Here is a 16,431-nt window from a genome sequence, read left to right as displayed (position 1 = left end):
GGAGTCACCATGGCAGGCGAGACAGTCATCACCGTCGTCGGAAACGTCACTGCCGACCCGGAGTTGAGGTTCACCGCGAACGGCGCAGCCGTCGCGAACTTCACCGTGGCGTCCACGCCGCGGAACTTCGACCGTCAGTCCAATGAATGGAAGGACGGGGAGACTCTCTTCCTGCGCTGCAGTGCCTGGCGCGACATGGCGGAGAACGTCGCAGAGACGCTGTCTCGCGGCACCCGCGTCGTCGCTCAGGGTCGCCTGCGGTCACGCACCTTCGACACGAAGGAAGGCGAACGCCGCACCGTGTTCGAGCTGGACGTCGACGAAGTCGGCCCCAGCCTCCGCTACGCATCCGCGACGGTCACGAAGAACGAGCGCGGCGGCTTCGGCGGTGGCGGCGGGAACTTCGGCGGCCAGCAGCAGGGCGGCGGTTTCGGTGGCGGCAACCAGGGCGGCGGCCAGCAGGGCGGCTTCGGCGGAGGCCGTGGTCCCCAGCAGGGCGCACCTCAGGGAAGCCAGCAGGGTGGACAGTGGGGTGCCAACCCGCAGCAGGGCGGACGCCCTGCCCAGGAGGACCCGTGGGCATCGTCGAACCCGCAGAGCGGTGGCGGCTGGGGCAACCCGGCCAACGACGAACCACCGTTCTGATCGATACTTCTCACACTCACACAGGAGCACATCATGGCGAAGCCGGATCCCCGGAAGCCCATCAAGAAGAAGGCGAACCCGCTCAAGCGCGGCGAAGCCGCAACCATCACCTACAAGGACACCGCGACGCTGCGCAAGTTCATCTCGGACCGCGGCAAGATCCGCGCCCGCCGCGTCACCGGTGTCTCCGTGCAGGAACAGCGCATCATCGCGAAGGCCGTGAAGAACGCTCGCGAAATGGCGCTTCTCCCGTACACCGCCGCGACTCGCTGATAGGAGGAGAGAAGAATGGCAACCAGGAAGCTCATCCTCAATCAGGAAGTCGACCGTCTGGGCGCAGCCGGTGACGTCGTCGAGGTGAAGGCGGGCTACGCCCGCAACCTGCTCATCCCCCGTGGATGGGCGACGCCGTGGACCGCTGGTGCGCAGAAGCAGATCGACGCCCTCAAGAAGGCCCGCCAGAGCCGCCAGATCGCCGACCGCGACGAGGCACTGGCTCTCAAGGGCAAGATCGAGGCGGCGACCGCTCGCATCGAGATGAAGGCCGGCAAGGGTGGACGCCTGTTCGGCGCCGTCACACCGGCTCTCGTCGCGGAAGCGCTCGGCACAGCCGTCGGTTCAGAGTTCGATCGTCGTCAGGTGGCCCTGCCGGGTCACGTGAAGTCGGCCGGTCTGCACACCGCGACCGTCCGCGTCCACGACGAGATCACCGCGAACGCCAAGTTCGAGGTCGTCGGCAAGGCCTGATCCGCTCGTCACCACGATGAGGGATCGGCCACCGGCCGGACCACGCCGAGGCCCCGGGAACCTGCACAGGTTCCCGGGGCCTCGGCGCATTCCAGGGGTGGAGACGACGCTGACCCGGTGGGCCGGTGGGCTGGCGGGCCACCGGGTCAGCGGTTCAGAAGAGGATCTCCGTCGTCGTCGGCTCCGTCCTCACGATCTGCCTTCCGGCACGGTAGGAGGCGATGACCGGAGCGTTGAAGCTCAGCGCTTCGTACCAGGTGGGCGCATCGAGGATGATGAAGCTCGCCGGACGGCCCACCCCGAAGCCGTAGTCCTCCGCCCCCAGATGCAGTGTGCGCGCCGCGTTGTGCGTGATGAACCGGTAGCTCTGGTCGATCTCCTGCTTGCCCATCATCTGCGTGACGTGCAGCCCGTTGAAGACGACGTCCCGCAGATTCCCCGTGCCCAGCGGGTTCCACGGATCGACGATGTCGTCCTGACCGAAGCTCACATTGAGTCCGGCCTCCGTCAGCTCCTTCACCCGCGTGACACCCCGACGCTTCGGGTACGTGTCCATGCGGGCCTGCAGGTGGGTGTTCACCAGGGGGTTCGACACGAAATTGATGCCGCTCATCGTGAGCAGGCGCAGCAGCTTCGTGAAGTACGCGTTGTTGTAGGAGTGCGTCGCGGTCGTGTGGCTGGCCGTCACACGATCGTGCAGGCCCCTCTCCAGCGCACGCGTCGCGAGCGTCTCCAAGCCGCGGGACGCCTCGTCGTCGATCTCGTCGCAGTGCACATCGACGAGCAGGCCGAATTCGTCCGCCAGCGCACACGCGAAGTCGAGCGAGGCGACGGAGTACTCGCGGGTGAACTCGAAGTGCGGGATCGCACCGATCACGTCGACCCCCATTCCGGCGGCGCGCCGCATGAGTCCTTCGCCGTCGGGGAAGGACTGGATGCCCTCCTGTGGGAACGCCACGATCTGCAGCGTGATGACGTCCTTCAGCTCCTCCCGCAGCTCCAGCATCGCGTGCAGCGCCGTGAGCTCGGGGTCGGTGACATCGACATGCGTGCGCACGTACTGGATGCCGAACCGGGCCTGCTGGCGCACGGCGCGGTTCACGCGCTCCTTCACATCCTCGACGGTGAGGGAGCGCTTCCGCTCACTCCACACCTCGATGCCCTCGAACAGTGTGCCGGATTCGTTCCACCGCGGTTCCCCGGCGGTGAGGGCCGAATCGAGGTGCACGTGCGATTCGATGATCGGGGGCAGGCCCAGACGGCCGCCCGCATCGACGACCTCTTCGCCGTCCTGCGGTTCCAGCTGCGGTTCGATCGCGGTGAAGACACCGTCGGTGACACGGACGTCGCTGGTCGACTCCGCATCCTCAATCCGCAGATTCTTGAACAGCATGATGCCCTTCCCCCTTCTTCCCGGCGCGCTGGATGAGCGCGCCGATCACGTAGCAGACCACTCCGACGACGATCGCGTTGATCGAACCGATGCCCCAGTCCACGAACCAGCCGGCCAGTCCTCCGGCGACGACGCCCACGACGGCTCCCCAGACGACGGGTCGACCCGCCCGGTCCGGCATCGCGTACGCCTTCCTCCGCCAGAGGAAGTCGACCACGATGATCGCACCGATGGGCGGGAGTGCGGCATTGAGGAAGTTCAGCCACCCGATGAAGTTGTCGTAGAGCCACAGCGACGTGAGCGTCCCGAGGACGCCGGAGATGAGGACCAGCGGGCGCTTGCGGACCTTCGTGATGTTCGCAAGGCCCAGCCCGGTCGTGTAGAGCGCATTGTTGTTGGTGGTCCAGATGTTGGCGCCCAGGACGATGAGCGCCGGGATCATGAGTCCCTGCGCGATCATGACGTAGAAGATGTCGTCCTCACCGCTGAAGGCACCGCCGACCGCGCCGAAGCTGAACATGAGGGTGTTGCCGAGGAAGAAGGCGATGACAGTGGTGATGACCGCACTGTTCGCGCTCTTCGCGAACCGCGTGAAGTTGGGCGTCGCCGTCCCACCGGAGACGAAGGAGCCGATGACCATGCCGATGGCGACGGTCAGCGGCATCCCCGTCGACTGCCCGAAGATCGCCTCGAGCCCACCGCCCTCTTCGGTCGCCGAGATCATCGACCACGTGCCGAGGACCGCGATGAGCGGCACCGATATGAAGCTCACGATCTCGATCGCGTTGATGCCGTAGTAGGCCGAGGCCGTCATGAGCGCGCCCGCGACGATCACGATCGGCCACGGCCCGGTCCCCAGCAGCTCACCGGTGGGGTTGGCGAACATCGCCACACCGACCCCGAACCACCCCATCTGCGTGAAGGCGATCAGCGCAGAGGGGAGGTAGGAGCCGCGTGTGCCGAACGTCCGCTGGGCGAGCAGGTCGAGCCCCTCACCCGTCTTCGCACCGATGAAGCCGAGCGCACCCGTGTAGGCGCCGAGGATGATGCCGCCGATGACGACCGCCCAGATGAACCCGGTGAGGTCCACGCCGTTCCCCAGCCCGGCCCCCACACTCATCGACGCGGAGAAGAACGTGAAGCCCAGCATGACGAAGCCGACCCGCCAGAAGCTCCGTCGCTCCGTGAGCGGCACCGCTTCGAACGAGAAGTCCTGGTCTGCTGCGTCGTGGGCTCGGGTGACGTCGTCCGGCATGGGGCTTCCTTAGAATCGTTATCGGTTCTTCACGAGGATATGCCGAGGCACCCGCCTCCCGACGTTCCGGCTCAGGCGGGCGGTGTCCCCGGGTAGGCCACGTCGTCGAGCGCACCGTCGAGCATGCGCACCAGCACATCGGTGAGGGCCTGGACACCGGTCACCATGTCCTCGTCGCTGGTGAACTCCCGCTCGCAGTGGGAGACGCCTTCGAACGACGGGATGAACATCATGACGGACGGAGTGGCCGTGTTCATCGCGACCGAGTCGTGGCCCGCCATCGTCTGCATCCGACGGATGTCCAGACCCCGGTCCGCCGCGACCTTCTCCTGCAGCTCGACGCCTTCGATCGGGTAGTAGCGATTGGGGCGGATGTCGAAATCGCGCGCCACGACCTTCAGCCCCGTCTTCTCCTCCACCTTCTTGAACTCGTCGAGCATCCAGTCCCGCGCGTCCTTCACGATCTGCGGGTCGTTCGCGCGCAGATCGCCCACGAGGTGCACACGGGAGTTCACGACGATGGGCGAGTTGGGTTCGACCGTCACCTGCCCGACGGAGGACACGAGCGTCTCCTCCGGGAACCGCTCGCAGATCTCCTGGAACAGGAGGATGACGTGGGACGCCCCCACGAGGGCGTCGTGTCGGTCCGCCATGGCGGTGGCCCCCGTGTGGGACTGCTCGCCCAGCACCTCGATGTCGAGCTTCTGGGTGTACCAGGACGAGTCCACCGCCCCCAGCGGCAGCCCTTCGCGCTCGAGGATCCGCCCCTGCTCGATGTGGATCTCCGCGTATCCCCGCACGGTGTCGACGCGGGGCACGCCCGGATCCTCATCCGAACCGAGGTAGCCGATCCCCTCGAGTGCGTCGCGGACGCTCACCCCCTCGAGGTCCTTCACCTGCAGCATCTGGTCCCTGTCCATGAGGCCCGCGTAGACGGAGCTTCCCATGATGGACGGGGGGAACCGCCCGCCCTCCTCGTTGAACCAGTCGACGACGACGAGGTCGTACTTCGCCGCGATCTCACCGTCGCGCACCCGGCGTTCGATCTGCGCGGCCGCGTGCAGTGCGGCGATCACACCGTAGGCGCCGTCGAACCGCCCGCCCTTCGGCTGCGAATCGAGGTGGGAGCCGGCGAGGATCACGTCGGCCGGACCGTCGCCGCCTGCGACCAGCGGCACGCGGGCGAAGAGGTTCCCGATCCCGTCGACGCCGGTCTCCCACCCCCGCTCCTGGGCGAAAGCCTTGAACCAGTTGCGGGTCTCCATGTCCATCGGCGTCGCCGCCTGCCGCTCGACACCGCCGGCGTCCGTCGCACCGATCGTCGCGACCTCGTGGAAGTCGGAGAGGAAGGCGTCTTCAGGGGTAGTGGTCACTGTCATGTCTCCTAGTTCAGACGAGGTACTGCGACGTGTCGCGCTTGAGGTACTGGCCATCGCCCTTGCGGCCCAGGTACTCGTCGTTCTGCACGACGACCTTGCCACGGCTGATGACGGTGTCGACCTTGCCGTCGATCTCGAAGCCCTCCCACGCGGAGTAGTCGATGGCCATGTGCGCGGTGTCCGCGCTGATCGTCGTGTGCCCGGCCGGGTCGTACACGACGACGTCGCCGTCGGCACCCGGCTGGATGACGCCCTTGCGGCCGTAGAGGCCGAACATGCGGGCCGGAGTCGTCGACGTGATCTCGACGAACCTCTCCAGGGTGATCTTCCCGTCGACGACACCCTGGTACAGGAGGTCGAGGCGGTGCTCGACGGTGCCGAACCCGTTGGGGATCTTCGAGAAGTCGTTCGCGCCCAGCTCCTTCTGCTCCTTCATGCAGAACGGGCAGTGGTCGGTCGACACCATCTGCAGCTCGTCCGTCCGCAGAGCCTTCCACAGGAACTCCTGGTGGCCCTCGTGCTTCGACCGCAGCGGAGGCGAGGCGACCCACTTGGCGCCCTCGAACTCACCCCACTCCTCACTGTGGGCACCCAGCTGGTCCTCGAGGCTGAAGTACAGGTACTGGGGGCAGGTCTCGCCGAACACGTTCGCGCCGCGGCCCCGGGCCTCGGCGATCTGCGTGGCCGCCTGCTTCGCCGTCACATGGACGAAGTACAGCGGGCAGTTCGCGACGTCCGCGATCATGATCGCCCGGTGCGTCGCCTCCTCCTCCATCTGCCACGGCCGGGTGAGGCCGTGGTTGATGGGGCCCGTCTCCCCGCGCTCGATCGCCTGCTGGACCAGGACGTCGATGACGGAGCCGTTCTCCGCGTGCATCATCATGAGCGCGCCGTTGTCCGCGCCCTTCTGGAACGCGCGGAAGATCTGGCCGTCGTCGGACAGGAAGACCCCCTTGTACGCCATGAACAGCTTGAAGCTCGTGACGCCCTCGTCGACGAGCTCGTCCATCGCGGTGAGCGATTCGGGCTGGATGTCGGAGAGGATCTGGTGGAACCCGTAGTCGATCGCACAGTTGCCCGCGGCCTTCTCGTGCCACAGGTTGTACTGGTCCATGACCCGCTGCTCCGGATACTGCGTGATGAAGTCGATGATCGTCGTGGTCCCGCCGTAGGCGGCCGCACGCGTGCCGGTCTCGAAGGTGTCCGCGGCGAACGTCCCGCCGAACGGCATCTCCATGTGCGTGTGGGCGTCGACGCCGCCCGGCAGCACGTACTTCCCGCTCGCGTCGATGACCTTGTCGACGGTCCGCTTCAGATCCGAGCCGAGCAGCTGGGAACCCGGGGGCAGCACGGCGGCGATCGTCTCGCCGTCGATGAGGACGTCCGCTTCGACCCTGCCGGTCGTGTTGACCACGGTTCCGCCGGTGATGAGTGTGGTAGTCATCGTGACCTCCTGTGTGGGGTGGGGATGGATGGTGAGAGTGTCATCGCGCCCGGACCGGGGCCTCGGCGGGAGGGTCGGCCTGCGAAGCCGACGGTTCGGGGTGGGCGGGCAGCGGTGCCCAGCGGCAGAGCAGCGCATAGGCGAGGCCGCCCACGACGATCCCGGCCGGCCACGCGAACGGCACGGCGTCCGACCACGCGGGCACGAAGGTGAGCAGCAGGGAGATCGAACCCCCGGCGATGAGCGCGATGATCGCCCGCGGGTTGTACCCGCGGCGGTAGAAGTAGACGCCGTTCGGATCGTCGCTGAACAGCGACTCCGCGTGGAGGCGCCGTGCGCGCAGGATGTAGTAGTCGACGGTGATGATGCCGAAGAGCGGCCCCATGAAGGCACCGATGCCGCCGATGAGCTGATTCACGATCACCGGGCTGGAGAAGAGGTTCCAGGGGGTGACGGCGACCGACAGCACGGCGACGAGGGTGCCCGCGCGGCGGAAGGTGAACCATTCCGGCCGGATGTTGATGAGGTCGTACACCGGCGCCACGAAGTTGCAGATGATGTTGACGCCCGCCGTCGCGACGGACACCGCGATGATCGTCACGAGGAGGACCGTCACGTTGTCGATGTCGCGGACGAGGTCGACCAGGTCCCGCGACTCGTCCCCGTACACGGTGTGCGCGGACAGCGCGATGATGACGGAGACGATGCCGAAGAGGGACGCGTTGATGAGGAGTCCCAGCGCATTCCCGCGACGCACCGACTGCTCGGACGGAGCGTTCCGGGTGAAGTCGGCGAAGTTGAGCGACGGGCCCGCCATGTAGGCGGCGACGATGAACGCGGCAGAGGCGACGCCCAGCACCTGTCGTCCCGCCGACGGGGTCTCCGGGGTGGTGACCGCGGACAGGTCGATCGTCCAGCCCGCGCGGGCCAGCATCCACACCGCGAGTGCGAGCACCGCGACCCAGATGGTGGGGCCCGCGAAGTCGGTGAGGCGACGGACCGTCTCCAGGCCGGCCAGGAGCACCGCCCACTGCAGCAGGGACAGGGCCAGGAAGCAGATCCAGCCGAGCGAGGACAGCCCCAGGAACGTGCTCTCCGTCAGCGGGGCGGTCCCCGGCGCGATCTTGAGGACGAGGATCATGACAGCGGCCGACGCGAGGTAGGTCTGGATGCCGTACCAGAACACGGCGACGATCGCGCGGAGCACGGCGGGGATGTTCGCACCGAACACCCCGAAGCTCGCGCGGGCGAACACGGGGAACGGCACCTTCTCCCGCTGGCCGGCCACCCCGGTGAGGTTGTTGAGGCCGTAGAGGATGATCGCACCGGCGATGAACGCGATGATCGCCTGCCAGCCGGAGAGCCCGAACGCGAACAGCCCGATCGCCATCGTGTAGCCGGCCATCGAGTGCCAACCGGCCATCCACCAGTTGAAGAGATTCAGGGTCTTCCACGTGTTCGTCGCCGATTCGGGCGTGAGCTCCTTGTTGTAGAGCCTGGTGGAGCGGGCAAGCACAGCGGACATCATCGGCCTCTTTCCGGGATGGGGTCGGCCCTGAGGTCTTCGGAGGGGGACGGGGGGATGCGACTCTGCATCGGCCTGGATGCCGGGATCCGTTTCCGCCTCCGCCAGGTCCGGCCGGAGTTCCTCCATCGTGTCGGCTGGAATGTGACGTGTCTAACGAACAGTTGTGGACAGGCTCGCCACCGAAATCGATGAGCCGTCGGGAAGCGGGGTTGTCGGGACGCCCATCGTCGTGGAACCGGCTGCCCCTCCCGCGGACCGTCAGTCCGCTGAGGGGAGGTAGTTCTCGAGGCACGCACGGACGAAGGCGTCGGCCCGGCGGGTCAGGCGCGTGTGCTCCGGCCAGACGGCCATCACCTCGATGCCGGGCAGCTCGTCGAGCAGGTCGAGGGCGACGAGCTCCGCACCGGAGTACGTGGCACGCGTGGGGTGCTGGTTGAGGACCGCGTACCCGTGCCCCATCGCCGCGAACGACCGGACCGTCTCGTAGTCGTTGAAGCGGTACCGCACTTGCGGGGCGACGCCCACGAGGCGGAACAGCTGATCGTAGTAGTCGCGCGAATAGGGCAGGTCGAGCTGGATGAACGGCTCGTCGGAGAATTCGGCCAGGTGCACGGCACCGCTCTCCGCCAGCGGGTGGTCGGTGGAGACGAAGACATGGGGGCGGACCTTCTCGAGGACCCGCGTCTCGAAGCCCGGGCCCAGCCCGTGCCCGTACATGAGCGCGACCTCGCACTCGCCGCCGACGAGCGCGCTGCGGACCACCTCCAGGTCACCCGCGACCAGGTCGACGTCCACTCCGGGGTACTGCTGCTCGAACGAGGTGAGCACGCGGGGGAAGCGGAACGGGGCGATGGGCGCGTACACGCCCACCGTCAGACGGCCGCTCAGAGTCCCGCCCAGCAGGGATCCCTGCTCGCTCAGGGCCTCCGCCCGGGCGAGGAAGACGCGGGTCTGGGCTGCGAAGCGACGGCCGGCAGACGAGAGCGTCACGCTGCGGTTCCGCTGGCGGATGAAGAGCTGCACGTGCAGCCCCCGCTCCAGCTGCGCGATGGCGGTCGACACCGCCGATTGGGACACGTGGAGTTCCTCCGCTGCGATCCTCATGCTCTCGTGGCGCGCCACCTCGTTGAAGTAGCGAAGCTGGTTGAGCGTGAACGGGAACTCCATGTGTCGATAGTGCCACGGAGGGATGGTGCAGGACACATTGTCAGGCGTGGGGGCCTTCTCGAGATCGCACTCATCGCGTAGTATCCACGGCAGTGGGACGCTCTGCCCACGGATTCCACCCCGACAGCGGGTGGCGAGCGGCAGTCTTCGCCGTTGGAACTGCGGTCGCGCACTTCGACCCGTCTTCCCTCTCACCGATGTGTCAACGAGGACTCATGCGCTCATTCCGCTCTGCCCCTGCATTCCTGGCCGCCGCGCTCCTGCTCACCGCCTGCGGCGGTGAGGCTCCCGGCCCGTCCGCGGCAGAGGGTGCCCCCGCCACCGATGATGCAGCCTCGGGCACCGGGGACTCCGGCTATCCGCTCGAGCTCGACAACTGCGGCACCGCCGTCGAGGTCGCCCAGCCTCCCGAACGGATCCTCACCATCAAGTCGACCGCGACGGAACTCGTCCTCTCCCTGGGACTCGGGGACCGGCTCGTGGGCTCCGCCTTCGCGGACGGCCCGCTCCCGCAAGCGCTCGCGGCTGCGGCGGACGGCGTGCCGGAGGTGTCCGACGACGTCCCCTCGCAGGAGGTGGTGCTCGACCTGGAGCCGGACTTCGTCTTCGCGGGGTGGGAATCCGCGTTCTCCGCCGACGGTGCGGGGGACCGGGACTCACTCCACTCGTTCGGAGTCTCCACGTACGTGGCACCTTCCGCGTGTCAGGAGAAGGGGTACAAGCCGGAGAAGCTGGAGTTCGAGGACGTCTTCGACGACATCCTCGAAGCCGGTGCGATCTTCGGAGCTGAGCAGGCCGCGGAGGATCTCGTCGCAGAGCAGCGCGACATCGTCGACGCGGTCGTGCCCGCGGACGTTGCGCCCACGGCCCTCTGGTACTCGTCCGGCACGGACACCCCGTACGTGGGTGCCGGCAGCGGTGCGCCGGCGATGATCATGGAGGAGCTGGGGCTCGAGAACATCGCGGCGGACGTCGACGACACGTGGACCAGCCTGAGCTGGGAGGTCATCGCGGAGGCGGACCCGGAGGTCATCGTCCTCATCGACGCCGACTGGAACACCGCTGAGGACAAGATCGCCCGGCTGGAGAGCAGCCCGGTGACCTCCGAGCTGCGCGCGGTCCGGTCGGGCAGCTACCTCCGCCTGCCGTTCGCCGCGAGTGAGGCCGGCGTGCGCAGTGCCGACGCGGTGACGGAGCTGGCGGGCCAGCTCGAGGCGCAGCGCGGATGACTGCGACGAGGCCGCCCCGACTGCGCCCCGCGGTCACCGTCCGCGGGGCCGGCGACCTGCCGCCCGCCGGGGGCTCCCTCCGCCCGATCGCCATCGGGGTGCTCCTGGTCGTCGCGCTCGCCCTGTCGATCGGCGTCGCCGTGACGATGGGGCCTGCGGACCTCACGGTGGGCGACGTCGTGGCGAGTGTCCTGTCCCGGTGGGGCGGGGCGGACCCGGGACTGACCCCGATCGAGGAGGGCATCATCTGGAGCCTCCGGCTGCCGCGGGTGCTCGCGGCAGCCGCAGTGGGGGCGGGGCTGGCGCTCTGCGGCGCCGTCATGCAGGCGACGACCCGCAACCCGCTCGCCGACCCGTACCTCCTGGGCCTGTCGTCGGGCGCCTCGGTCGGTGCCGTCGTCGCACTCCTCATCGGCACGCAGGCGCTGCTGCCCGCCGCCGCCTTCATCGGCGCGATGGCCGCACTGCTCGCGACGCTGGGACTCGCACACCTGGCCGGAGGACTCACCCCGGCGCGCACGATCCTCGCCGGGGTGGCCGTGTCCTCGCTGGGCGGCGCCCTCACGAGCCTGCTCATCTTCTGGCACGCGCAGGGGGACTCCTACCGCGACATCCTGAGCTGGCTCATGGGCTCCCTCAGCGGAGTGCAGTGGAACCAGACCGCGCTCGCCGCCGCCGCGCTCGTCGTCGTCGGGGTGCCCATCGCCGCATCGGCCCGGCTGCTCGACGCCTTCGCGTTCGGGGATGCGGCCGCCGCAGCGCTGGGAGTGCGGGTCACAGCCGTGCGCTGGCTCATGCTCTCAGGCACCGCCGTGCTCACCGGGGTCCTCGTGTCGATGAGCGGGGCGATCGGCTTCATCGGCCTCGTGATCCCCCATGCGGCACGACTCCTCGTGGGCCCCGGCTACCGCACACTCCTGCCGGTGTCCGCACTCACCGGCGCGGTCCTGCTCATCTGGGCGGACACCGCGGCCCGGACCGCGTTCGACCCGCGGGAGCTGCCGGTGGGCATCGTGACGGCCGTCATCGGCGCCCCCGTCTTCGCGCTGCTGCTGGCACGGCGGAAGGGAGGGTCCTGATGGGACTCACCGGCGAAGGACTCACCGGCCACGGACTCGCCGTCGAGGGACTCACGATCGAACTGGGCGGCGCGCCGATCGTCCAGGGGGTGAGCGTCTCGCTGCCCCGAGGATCCGTGACCGGCGTGATCGGCCCCAACGGGGCGGGGAAGTCCACGTTCCTCCGGGCGCTCGCGGGGGTGGTGCCCGCAGCGTCCGGCACCGTCCGCTGGGGCGGACACGACCTGCTCCGACTCTCCGCCCGGAGGCGCGCACGCCTGCTCGCCCTCGTCGAGCAGAACGCCCACACCGCGGAACCGCTGACCGTCCGCGACGTCGTCGAACTGGGGCGGGTCCCGCACCAGCCGACCTTCCGGTTCGGCGGACCGACCCCGGATGACGCGGCGCGCGTCGAGTACGCGATGGAGGTCGCGGATTGCGCGCGGTTCGCCGACCGCACCTACACGACGCTGTCGGGGGGCCAGCGGCAGCGGGTCGGGCTGGCTCGGGCGCTCGCGCAGGAGCCGGAGCTGCTCCTGCTCGACGAACCGACGAACCACCTGGACCCGCACGCGCAGCTGAGCATCCTGCACCTGCTGCGCGCACTCGCGGACGAGGGGATCACCATCGTCACCGCCCTGCACGACCTGTCCCACGCCGGCAGCGTCTGCGACGAGGTCGTCGTGCTGCGCGACGGGGCCCTCCACGCGACCGGACATCCGGGAAGCGTCCTCGTCCCGGACACTATTCGGGAGGTCTACGGGGTCGACGCGGAAATCCTCCGCCACCCGCGGACCCTCGACCCGGTCTTCGCCCTGAGCCTCCCCGAGGACGAGCCCGACGGCAGCCTCCGTCAGGAGAGTCGCAGCCCGGGCAGGACCCTCGTCCCGAACGCCTCGACCCACGCCCGCTGGTCCTCCCCGACATGATGGAGGTAGATGCGGTCGAAGCCCATGTCGATGTGCGCCTGGATGTAGTCCCGGTGCTCGTCGAGGTCGGGGGAGATGAGGACGTGACCGGCGAAGTCCTCGGTCCTCACGTTCCGGGCGAGCTGCTTGAAGTCGTACGGCGAGCGGATGTCGGACTTGCGGAACGGCATCGCACCGATCGGCCACCGCTCGAGCGCCTGCCGCTCCGCCTCCTCCGCACTGCCCGCCCACGACAGGTGCAGCTGGATCGCCTTCGTCATCGTGCGCGGGTCCCGGCCCGCTTCACGAGCGCCCTCCGCGAAGCGCGTGAGCAGCTGGGGCACCTTGTCACCCGGAGCCCCCACCGTGATGATCCCGTCCGCGGACCGGCCCACACGCTTCGCGGTGACGGGGCCGGATGCGGCGACCAGGACCTCGGGAGCGGTGTCCGGCATCGTCCACAGCCGGGTCGACTCCATCGAGAAGAACCGACCGGAGTAGCGGATGTCCCGGTGCTGGAGCGACCCCGCGAACAGCTTCCGGATGAGATCCGTCGCCTCGAACATGCGGTCGATCCGCTCCGGGGCCTCCGGCCAGTACTGGGCGACCACGTGCTCGTTGATCGCCTCCCCGGACCCGATCCCCAGCCAGTGCCGGCCGGGGAACATCGCCGCGGTCGTCGCGGACGCCTGGGCGACGACGGCGGGGTGCCAGCGGAAGCTGGGTGTCGTCACCCCCGGACCCAGATCGCCCGTCGTGTGCTCGCCGATCGCCGCGAGGACGCTCCAGACGAACGGGGACTGCCCCTGCTCCGGGGTCCACGGCTGGAAGTGGTCCGCGGCCATCACACCGGAGAAGCCGTGCGCCTCCGCACGCACCGCCACGTCGACCGCGGTGCGGGGGTGCGTGTGCTCGAGACGCAGCGACAGACCGATCGACACCATGCAGACCTCCTACGACAGCAGCGGTTCCTGAACATCAGTAGCAGTACGAGAGGAGCAGTCCATGAGCCTACAGATCTTCGCACTCGAGGGCATCGGTGAGATCCGGGCGGGGGACGATCTGGCCGACCTCATCATCGCAGCAGCAGACGGGCGGCTGCGCGACGGGGACGTCCTGGCGGTGACCTCGAAGATCGTCTCCAAGGCGGAGGACCGCTTCGTCGAGGCCGCGGACCGTGAACAGGCGATCACCGAGGAGACGGTCCGCATGGTCGCGAGCCGCCCCACCCCCGGTGGGACGGTCCGCATCGTCGAGAACCGTCTGGGGATCATCGCGGCCGCCGCCGGCGTCGACAACAGCAACGTCCCGGTCGGCACCGTCCTGCTCCTGCCGCTGGACCCCGACCGGTCGGCACGGACGATCGTGTCCGCGGTGCGCGACCGGCTGGGCATCGCCGTGGGGGTCGTCGTCACCGACACGCTGGGGCGCGCCTGGAGGGTCGGGCAGACGGACGCGGCCATCGGGGTCGCGGGGATGACGGAGGTCCTCGACCTGCGCGGCGAGCGCGACGAGTACGGGCAGGAGATGAACGTGACCGTGACCGCGGTCGCGGACGAGATCGCGGCGGCGGCGGACCTCGTCAAGGGCAAGGCGACCGGGTGTCCCGTGGCGGTCGTCCGCGGTCTGGGCGACCTGGTCGATCGGGAGGATCCTGCGGAGACGAGGACCGCACGATCGCTCCTGCGCGCGACCGACGAGGACATGTTCCACACCGGGGCCGCCGAATCCTGGAGCGCCGGCTACGCGGCGGCGCTGCGCGACCACGGGATCGAGCCGTGATGCACGGAACGGTCGCCGGGGCGCCGGCCGGTGGGCGGGCGGCCCGTGGGCGGGTGGGATCGGACGCGCTGTCGTGGGACCTCGTCATCCCGGTCAAACGGCTGGACAGCGCGAAGAGCCGCCTGGACGGCGTGGACAGCGCCTGCAGGCGGCGACTGGCGCTGTCGTTCGCACTCGACGCGGTCGCCGCTGCGCTCTCAGCCACCCGCGTGAGACGGGTCCTCGTCGTGACAGCGGACCCGCGTGCCGCCGCGGAGCTGGGGCTGCGGGGCGCCGTGATCGTCGACGAGACCCGCGGTCCGGGACTCAACCCCGCGATCGAGGCCGGAGTCGCCGTCGTCCGGCAGCAGGAGCCGCTGCGGCGGGTGGCCGCGATGACCGGGGACCTGCCGGCCGCCTCGGGCGCGGGCATCGACCGGGTGCTCGCAGCAGCCGAGGACCACCGCCTGACCGTCCTCGCGGATGCCGAGGGCACCGGCACGGTGCTCCTCACCGCGAACCCCGTGGTCGGGCAGGAGGTGTCCCGTCCGGTCCGACTGCACCCCCTCTTCGGGGAGGGGTCGTTCGCCCGGCACGTGCGCGCCGGTCACGTCGCGCTCACCGGTGACCATCCGGGCCTGCGCCGCGACGTCGACACGCGCGCGGACCTCGAAGCGGCCCGCCGCCTGGGCGTGGGGCCCATGACGGAGGCAGCGCTCAGCGGGCTGGTGACCGCGTAGGGTCAGCGGTCCGCCACCACACGGGCGGCCAGCTGGTGCACGGCGTGCACGATGTCCGCGGTGAGCGCGTCCGTCGTCATGAGCAGCGGCACTGCGGCGGCACGGATCCCGTGGGCCTCCACCCGGGCGACGGATCCCGCATCGGTGGTGTCCATGAGCCAGCCGTCCAGCAGACCCTCCGGTTCCCCAGCACTGCCCAGATGCTCTGCGACCCCTGCTGCGGAGACCTCGGCGCCCACGGCACGCAGGCACTGCGCGGCCATGCCCAGCACGTGCGCACCGCCGATGATCGGTGAGACCCCGATGACGGGCGCGCCTGCTGCGCGCAGCGCCTCCCGGATGCCCGGGATCGCGAGGATCGCCCCGATCGACACGATGGGATTGGACGGGGCGAGGATGAGGAGGTCTGCGCCCGCGATGGCGTCCAGGACACCCGGAGCGGGCACCGCGGACGGGGCGCCGTCGTGGAGGAACCGCCGGGCGGGCAGGGCCGCACGATGACGCACCCACCACTCCTCGAAGTGGAGAGTGTCGCCCGGGTGGTCGCCCACCTGGACCCGGGTCTCCACCTCGTGCTCCGTCGCTGGCAGCAGCGTGGCACCCAGGTCCCACCGCGACGCGAGGACGCGGGTGGCCTCCACCAGCCCCGTCCCCTCGCGCAGCATCTGGGTCCGGGCGATGTGCGTCGCGAGGTCGAGGTCGCCCAGTGTGAACCAGTCGGCGCCCACGCCGTACGCGAGGAGCTCCGCGCTCACCCGCTCCGATTCCCCCGCACGTCCCCAGCCGCGCTCACGGTCGTTGACACCTGCGAGCCCGTACATCACCGAATCGAGGTCGGGGCAGACACGCAGCCCGTTCAGCCACATGTCGTCGCCGGTGTTCACGACGCAGGTGACGGTGGCCGGTGCGGGGGTGTCGCCGGCACGGTCGGCGCCCACCCGCTGCACGTAGTGCCGCAGACCGCGGGCGAACTTCGCACCGCCCACCCCGCCGGACAGCACCGTGATCCTCTGTGGCGCAGCGGGGTCCGCATGCTGCCGCAGTGCGTCGACGCCTGCATCCTCCATCGCTGCTGCCCCTTCCGATCGCGCTCGCCCCCATGCGTGCACCGTCACGGAGTCTATGCCGGAGAGGTGTGAAGGAGGCTTGTCGTGTCCTACGGAAAGCGCCTCATCGA

Annotated in this window: 16 protein-coding genes; 8 read left to right on the top strand and 8 right to left on the bottom strand. The window is 69.3% G+C overall.

Annotated elements, in window-relative coordinates; translation table 11 throughout:
* Positions 1-9 precede the first annotated feature (9 nt).
* The 3 genes from JFC09_RS01385 to rplI are packed head-to-tail and all read left to right on the top strand — an operon-like array spanning position 10 to position 1,392.
* Positions 10-645: a single-stranded DNA-binding protein gene (locus JFC09_RS01385; RefSeq protein WP_198392193.1), complete on the top strand. Its 636-nt coding sequence runs from the start codon at positions 10-12 to the stop codon at positions 643-645.
* A gap of 33 nt (positions 646-678) precedes the next feature.
* Positions 679-918, top strand: coding sequence for a 30S ribosomal protein S18 (gene rpsR / locus JFC09_RS01380; protein ID WP_198392192.1), 240 nt, complete (start codon positions 679-681; stop codon positions 916-918).
* 15 nt (positions 919-933) lie between these two features.
* Entirely contained in the window at positions 934-1,392 is a 459-nt protein-coding gene (gene rplI, locus JFC09_RS01375) for a 50S ribosomal protein L9 (protein WP_198392191.1), read from the top strand.
* A gap of 154 nt (positions 1,393-1,546) precedes the next feature.
* Here the strand turns inward: rplI and codA are convergent, their stop codons facing one another.
* The 6 genes from codA to JFC09_RS01345 form a co-directional block, all read right to left on the bottom strand.
* Complete coding sequence (gene codA, locus JFC09_RS01370) at positions 1,547-2,785, bottom strand: cytosine deaminase (protein ID WP_198392190.1); 1,239 nt, start codon at positions 2,783-2,785, stop codon at positions 1,547-1,549.
* Complete coding sequence (codB, locus tag JFC09_RS01365) at positions 2,760-4,040, bottom strand: cytosine permease (RefSeq protein WP_198392189.1); 1,281 nt, start codon at positions 4,038-4,040, stop codon at positions 2,760-2,762. The genes codA and codB overlap by 26 nt, the downstream gene beginning before the upstream one ends.
* Positions 4,041-4,111: 71 nt before the next feature.
* A complete protein-coding gene (locus JFC09_RS01360) occupies positions 4,112-5,419 on the bottom strand; it encodes a M20 family metallo-hydrolase (protein WP_198392188.1) in 1,308 nt (435 codons plus the stop codon).
* Between the two features lie 10 nt (positions 5,420-5,429).
* On the bottom strand, positions 5,430-6,863 hold the full coding sequence (gene hydA / locus JFC09_RS01355; RefSeq protein ID WP_198392187.1) for a dihydropyrimidinase: 1,434 nt from the start codon (positions 6,861-6,863) through the stop codon (positions 5,430-5,432).
* Positions 6,864-6,903: 40 nt separating this feature from the next.
* Positions 6,904-8,388 (bottom strand): NCS1 family nucleobase:cation symporter-1, encoded by a 1,485-nt coding sequence (locus JFC09_RS01350; RefSeq protein ID WP_198392186.1) that lies wholly within the window; start codon positions 8,386-8,388, stop codon positions 6,904-6,906.
* 261 nt (positions 8,389-8,649) lie between these two features.
* On the bottom strand, positions 8,650-9,558 hold the full coding sequence (locus JFC09_RS01345; protein WP_198392185.1) for a LysR substrate-binding domain-containing protein: 909 nt from the start codon (positions 9,556-9,558) through the stop codon (positions 8,650-8,652).
* A gap of 215 nt (positions 9,559-9,773) precedes the next feature.
* On the opposite strand from JFC09_RS01345, the gene JFC09_RS01340 reads away from it, so the two are divergent.
* Genes JFC09_RS01340 through JFC09_RS01330 form a run of 3 tightly spaced genes read left to right on the top strand, consistent with a single transcriptional unit; the run spans position 9,774 to position 12,774 of the window.
* Positions 9,774-10,787 carry a putative F420-0 ABC transporter substrate-binding protein gene (locus JFC09_RS01340; protein WP_198392184.1) on the top strand — a complete coding sequence of 338 codons (1,014 nt, stop codon included), beginning with the start codon at positions 9,774-9,776 and terminating at the stop codon, positions 10,785-10,787.
* Positions 10,784-11,866 (top strand): putative F420-0 ABC transporter permease subunit, encoded by a 1,083-nt coding sequence (locus JFC09_RS01335; protein WP_198392183.1) that lies wholly within the window; start codon positions 10,784-10,786, stop codon positions 11,864-11,866. The genes JFC09_RS01340 and JFC09_RS01335 overlap by 4 nt, the downstream gene beginning before the upstream one ends.
* The gene (locus tag JFC09_RS01330) at positions 11,866-12,774 is read left to right on the top strand and encodes an ABC transporter ATP-binding protein (protein WP_198392182.1); all 909 of its coding nucleotides are present in this window, start codon (positions 11,866-11,868) and stop codon (positions 12,772-12,774) included. The genes JFC09_RS01335 and JFC09_RS01330 overlap by 1 nt, the downstream gene beginning before the upstream one ends.
* Here JFC09_RS01330 and JFC09_RS01325 read toward each other — a convergent pair.
* The gene (locus JFC09_RS01325) at positions 12,699-13,697 is read right to left on the bottom strand and encodes a TIGR03557 family F420-dependent LLM class oxidoreductase (RefSeq protein ID WP_198392181.1); all 999 of its coding nucleotides are present in this window, start codon (positions 13,695-13,697) and stop codon (positions 12,699-12,701) included. The two genes, JFC09_RS01330 and JFC09_RS01325, sit on opposite strands and share 76 nt — an antisense overlap.
* Positions 13,698-13,758: 61 nt before the next feature.
* Between JFC09_RS01325 and JFC09_RS01320 the strand changes: the two genes are divergently transcribed.
* Entirely contained in the window at positions 13,759-14,535 is a 777-nt protein-coding gene (locus JFC09_RS01320; protein ID WP_198392180.1) for a coenzyme F420-0:L-glutamate ligase, read from the top strand.
* On the top strand, positions 14,535-15,254 hold the full coding sequence (gene cofC, locus JFC09_RS01315; protein WP_232483086.1) for a 2-phospho-L-lactate guanylyltransferase: 720 nt from the start codon (positions 14,535-14,537) through the stop codon (positions 15,252-15,254). Before JFC09_RS01320 ends, cofC begins: the two co-directional genes overlap by 1 nt.
* 2 nt (positions 15,255-15,256) lie before the next feature.
* On the opposite strand, the gene cofD is transcribed toward cofC, so the two are convergent.
* Positions 15,257-16,321 (bottom strand): 2-phospho-L-lactate transferase, encoded by a 1,065-nt coding sequence (cofD, locus tag JFC09_RS01310; RefSeq protein ID WP_198392178.1) that lies wholly within the window; start codon positions 16,319-16,321, stop codon positions 15,257-15,259.
* Positions 16,322-16,431 lie beyond the last annotated feature (110 nt).

The sequence above is a fragment of the Brevibacterium yomogidense genome (assembly GCF_016107685.1).
Classification (GTDB): domain Bacteria; phylum Actinomycetota; class Actinomycetes; order Actinomycetales; family Brevibacteriaceae; genus Brevibacterium; species Brevibacterium yomogidense.
This window is presented reverse-complemented; position numbering and strand designations above follow the sequence as displayed.